Source organism: Protofrankia sp. Cr2 (assembly GCF_963555885.1).
Classification (GTDB): domain Bacteria; phylum Actinomycetota; class Actinomycetes; order Frankiales; family Frankiaceae; genus Protofrankia.
This window is the reverse complement of sequence record NZ_CAUVXG010000044.1, coordinates 1-5,338: the sequence shown is the minus strand read 5'-3', so window position 1 is coordinate 5,338 and position 5,338 is coordinate 1. Positions and strand designations below refer to the sequence as shown.

The 5,338-nt window shown below is 64.6% G+C and carries 3 protein-coding genes and 1 pseudogene; all 4 read right to left on the bottom strand.

Translation table 11 applies throughout. The features are described from left to right. Positions 1–98: 98 nt before the first annotated feature. A pseudogene (locus U9978_RS17795) lies at positions 99–458 on the bottom strand (transposase); the annotation flags it as partial. A gap of 291 nt (positions 459–749) precedes the next feature. Continuing rightward, positions 750–1,112: a hypothetical protein gene (locus U9978_RS17790; protein WP_322762270.1), complete on the bottom strand. Its 363-nt coding sequence runs from the start codon at positions 1,110–1,112 to the stop codon at positions 750–752. Then, positions 1,112–1,459 carry a hypothetical protein gene (locus U9978_RS17785; protein ID WP_322762269.1) on the bottom strand — a complete coding sequence of 116 codons (348 nt, stop codon included), beginning with the start codon at positions 1,457–1,459 and terminating at the stop codon, positions 1,112–1,114. Before U9978_RS17785 ends, U9978_RS17790 begins: the two co-directional genes overlap by 1 nt. A gap of 23 nt (positions 1,460–1,482) precedes the next feature. Next, positions 1,483–5,283 (bottom strand): RHS repeat-associated core domain-containing protein, encoded by a 3,801-nt coding sequence (locus U9978_RS17780; protein ID WP_322762268.1) that lies wholly within the window; start codon positions 5,281–5,283, stop codon positions 1,483–1,485. Between the last annotated feature and the right edge of the window lie 55 nt (positions 5,284–5,338).

Genomic DNA, 5,338 nt, shown 5'->3' with positions numbered 1-5,338 from the left:
GACACCCACCCACAAAGACAGCTGCGCGGGCGGATCACCCCCACGGGCGTGGGACTGTCCGACGCTCGGTGTAACTGGTCGTGGCACTCAGTGAGGTCTCAGTTGGTGGTAGTCGGGGTCAGGCGTCCCTCGAAGCTGATCGCCAGGGCGTTCAGGGCAGGCTTCCAACGGATCATCCAGCGTGCCCTGCCCCGGCCGGTGGGGTCGAGGGAACGCGTGACCAGGTACAGGCATTTCAACGCGGCGTCCTCGGTCGGGAAATGACCCCGCGCACGGACCGCCCGCCGGTAGCGGGAGTTCAACGACTCGATCGCGTTCGTCGTGCAGATCACCTTCCTTATCTCGACGTCGTAGTCGAGGAACGGAATGAACTCTTCCCAGGCGTTCCGCCACAAACGGATTACGGCCGGGTAGCGGCCGCCCCAGGTTTCGGTGAAGTCGGTGAAACGGGCGTCCGCACGGAGTGGGCCGCCTTTATCGACGACGTCGAACACGGCGATCTGCGCTTCTGACGTCACCGACAGCACGCCCCCGGGCCCGTCTCGGTACCGGGGAGACAGGCCCGGGAGACAACGATGCCCCCGACCCGATCGTCTCGGGCGGGGGCATCGTCACTACATCAGGCCGGGCACGTACCGACAGACCGAGTAGACCGTAGCCACAGCTCGGTCCCACTCACACTCGAACTCCAATCGGTAATCTCTGTCAGCAACGCCCAAGGCCAAATCCTCCAAACAACCCGGAGCGATTCATGTCTCCTCTTCAATAACAAATAGAATCTCTTTTGATCTCGTCCATTTTGTAAGAGAATACCTATCTACCGAATTAATTCTTTTTTGCGCTCCTACAAAGTTGACTCGCCCGGCAACCCCTTTCACAAAATTTATATATTCATTGTAATTTAATACTTGGAGTCGCCGAGAAGAATCAAGAAAGGCGAAAAAACAATGTTCGCCGTAGTCAATCCCAAGAGCTTCTCCTATCAACCTCCAGCCAAATTCACGAGCTCGATACCAATGCTTCCCATCGCCATCCCATAGTCGATCGAAGAGGACTCTGTTTCTAAATTTTCCATCAAACTCATCAAAATCTTCCCCGTTCCTCTTTTTCATCAGACAGTCGCTTGATGCAGACTTCCATGAAGTACGATTATGCGATCAAAGTCGCCGCACTCGTTCATGGATAGATTCAATCCGTGCACCAGAATCAGATGTCCGACCATCTTTTCATGGTCCATATAAAGAGCCTCCGTTTCCACAACTATCTCGAGTGCCGACTCAACGTCGTCTCGACTGCCCGCGCGGGCGAACTGGGAGATTACTGCTGGTATAGAACCAGGCATCATAATGTCACCCGATAGTCTCGCCTCAAAAATCTCCCTTACAGCATCAAACCTCTCGTTCGCGAGCGCCCAGTCATCTACAAGAAGAAACTCGTTAAGAACAGCTTCCAGGTCCACGACCTACTATCCTACCCATGCAGTTAGTGCCACCGATAATGCATCGTATAGCGAAGATTTCCAGTACCATTATAAACATCCACATGAACATGATTACCTGCAGCACAAGGACCCCTGTAAACGGCGCACCCCCGCGGCCGATACCGGCGCTCGAAACGCTTTGCGGCAGCAATAGCGACGCGACGACTAGGGTAAAATTTTCCACCTGTAGCATACGTCGTGGCCCGCGCTGGTCTCGCGAACCGTGCCACTCCTGCGAAGGAGACGGCGCTACCTTCCGTGGCTGCCGGCGCAACTGGACCAGCCAGCAGGCCGCCGACTGCCGCCGAGACAGCAAACCCCGTCCAGCTCCAGTTGCTGGTTCCCGCGTTCTCCGCCGCGTAGGCTGCGGCACCAGCCGCTATACCCACCGCGACACCGCATACAACCGATACCCCGCATGCGACGGCACCGATCACACCGGCCGCGACAGCTGTGAACTTGAGGACCGACCGCCAGCCCCACTGGCCGTTAAGATCGGTGCAGTTGATCGGGTCACCGGCGCAGTAGTCGTACGGGTTGGCGTTACCGCCGGGGAGCGGGTCGACCTGCAGGAACCGGCCGGTCAGCGGGTTGTACAACCGGACACCCATCAGGACCAGCCCGCCGAGGGTGTCCGCGGAGCGTTCCTTGCCCCCGAGCCAGCCGTACCGGGAATACGCGGCGGAGGCGAAAATCGGTAAGCCGAACTCGTTGCTATCCGCGAAACTGGCGATCGAGCTCACGGTGGTCGTGTCATCGGCGGTCGCCACGACGTCCCCGTGCAGGTTCGTCAACTGGACCGTCACCGTGCCGGTGCTAGCCTGGATCGCGGCCAGATCTCCACCGATACTTTCAAGATTCCGGGTCCACGTGCCGTCGGACACCCCGATCCACGCCGGGCTGTCCCCGCCGTCGGCGTAATGATTCGTCGACGTCGTCGAACCTTGCGTCCACGACCGGATGCGGCGCGCCGGATCCAACGCGTAGCTACGGCTGGTCGACCCCTGAGTCTGGGAGGCGACCATGTCATTGACGTAGTAACCGACACTCGCCGCCGCCCCACCGGCCACCGTCAACCCGGTGGTACGGCCGAACAGGTCATAGGTGTAGCCGGAGTTGGTAAGCCGGTCGGCCTGATCGTAGGTGGAGTTCAACGTGAAATCGGGCGTGGTGGTCGACGAGCAGTTCCCACTCGTCGGGTTACCCCCGGCGTCGGGATGGTTGACCAGGCTCGTCCGGTTGGACTCGGCGTCGTAGGTGTACTGCCGGGTGGAACAGATCACCGGACCGCCGTAGGCGCGGGTATCCGCGGCCTGGACCAGCCGGCCGGCCGGATCGTAGGTGTAACCGGTGCTGTTCGCCGGGCCGGCGTCCGCCCGCACCTGATCGAACACCGACCGCTTCTGGTTGAACGCCAACCAGGTCGTCCCCGACTTGGCGTAGGTCAACACGGTCGGGTTGCCATCGTTGTCGAACCGGGTAGTCGCCGTGATCCCGTTCGGATACGTCTGACTGGTCAGCTTCCCGTCCGCGTCGTAGGAGCCGGAGAACGTCGACGGCGCGCTACCGGCGCCGACGTTCAACGCGGTCACCAACCCGCGATGCTCGGACGCCGAATCGTAGATGTAGGTCGCCGTCCCCTTCCCGTCGGCACGCGACGTGACCTGCCCGTCGATGTCGTAGCCGGTCGTGGCGGTGTTGCCGTCGGCGTCGGTCTGCGAGGTGACCCGGCCGAGACTGTCATAACCGATGGTCAGCGTCGTGCTGCCGTCCCCGGTGCTGGTCGGCAGACCCATCGTCGTGCTGTAGGCAAACGTCACCGTCGGCAGGGTGGTGCCACCGTCCGCCGCAGGACTCGCCGCGATCGCCGCGGAACTCTTCCGCCCCGCCGCGTCGTAGCTGGTCGTGGCCGTGCGGGTCGTCGCATTGACCGTTTCGACCGCGGTCAGCACCTGGCCGAGGTCGTTGTAGGTGTACTTCACCGTCGCCAGCGGATTCCCCGACGACGGCTGCGCCGCCGGCCCACTGGTACACGGCCGCCCCGTCCACGCCGCGTTCACACAGCCACCGCTACCAGTCGCCGTGTAGTAGGCGGTCACCGTGGTGAACGCGTCCGTGCCGGCACTGTTCGCCTTCGGCATCCGCGACTCGACAACCTGCCCGGCGGTGTTGTAGTAACTGATCCGCGCGACCGTCGGGTTCCCCGACCCCATCTGCACCGTGACCGTGGTGGGTCTGCGCTGGATCCACCCGGAGGTGTTCGGGTCCGCGCCGGCCTTGGCTTCATAGCCGTTGACCGTCACCCGACTGTCCCGATCGGTCCCCGTGCTGATGCCGCCGACCCGGGCGCTGGCCGTGACCGTCGTCGCCAGCCGGTACGGGGTCGGCGCGGACGGCGCGCCCTGGTCGTAGTCGGTGTGCACATGCGCCCGCGCCGACACCGTCGACCCGTCGTCGAGGAGCACCTGATGGGTCGGCCCGTAGCTGTCGACCACCTCGACACCGTCCGCGGCGTACACGGTCTGGTCGTCGAGCTGCTGGGCGCGCGCCGCCGACGCGGTCAGCGCAGTCACCGTCGGATCCGTGTCCGCCGTCGGAGTGACCGCCTGCGCCCGGTTCCCCGCACCCAACGTACGAATCACGTTGCCCTTGACGTCATGCTCCGTCGTACTGATCTGCCAGGCCCCCGCCCCATAGCTGGCGGTGTTGACCTGCCGGCCGTCACTATTCACATAGGTCAGGTCCGCGTACGGCCAGTCGCTGCTGGTCGGCGGGCTTGCCGGCACGTGACCGGCGGGGAACACCGCCGCCCCATACAGCGGCAGATCGGTCTGTGCCCAGCCCGCGACCGCGCTCGGGGACAGATCGATCGGCGCCCCCGTCCCCGACACCGGCACGTCGTAGACGACCGTCTGGGTGGCGGTCGGCCCGGACGGATCCGGCCGCGACACGCTGGCCAGCCGACCCGTGCCGTCGTAGCTCATGGTCCAGGCGGCCTGCCCCGGCGGAGTGATCGTCGCCAGCCGCCCTTGGGCGTTGTAGGAGTAGACGGTCTGCAGGTGCGAGCCGTCGGTGTTGTCCAGCCGCGGATCCCAGACGGCGCGCAGATGCCCGGTCGAGTCATACAGATACCGGGCGACGGTCACCGGGGTGGCGCCGTTGAGGTTCATCGCCAGCGCGGAGACCCGGCCGGTGAAGTCTCCCCAGGTGCCCGGGTCGGTCCCGGTCGCGGTCGTGGAGGCGGCGTAGGTGACATCCAGCGCCCGGCAGCCCGCCACCAGCGTCGTGCAGCTAATTCCGGCGGGCACGGGGGCCAGGATCCGGGTCACCCGCCCGGAGCTGTCGGTGGTGAACGTCGAAGTGCTGTTCGAGCCGGGTTCGACGACCTGGCTGACCACCCACACCGTGCCCGCGCCCACCGTCTTCGCCGTGTACACGGTCTTGGTACCGTCGGCGTCGGTGACGGTGAACTGGGTCGCCGAGTCCTTGACCAGCACCGAACCGTCAACCCCGGCGTCCCCGACCCCCGCATAGCTGTATGGATAGCCTCCACTGCCGGTCCGGGTGTAGATCGACTGGACGCCGTCGGCGCCGGTCAACGTCGCATACCCGCCCGTGGCGGTGCTGTCGGTCAGCGTTTCGGCCGCCGAGCCCGCGGCCGGGCCGGGCAGGGCCGCCGTCCACCCCGGCCCGAACACTCCGGCCGGCAGCGACGACGCCGCCGCCGGCGCCAGCGAAGTCGCGGTCCGCCCGGCGGTCAGGCTGCCGGTGTAGGTCGGCATCGACACGTCCGTCGCCGACACCGACAAATCCCCGGTCAACGGCGCCCACGTGCCCGGCCCCACCGGCTGGGTCGCC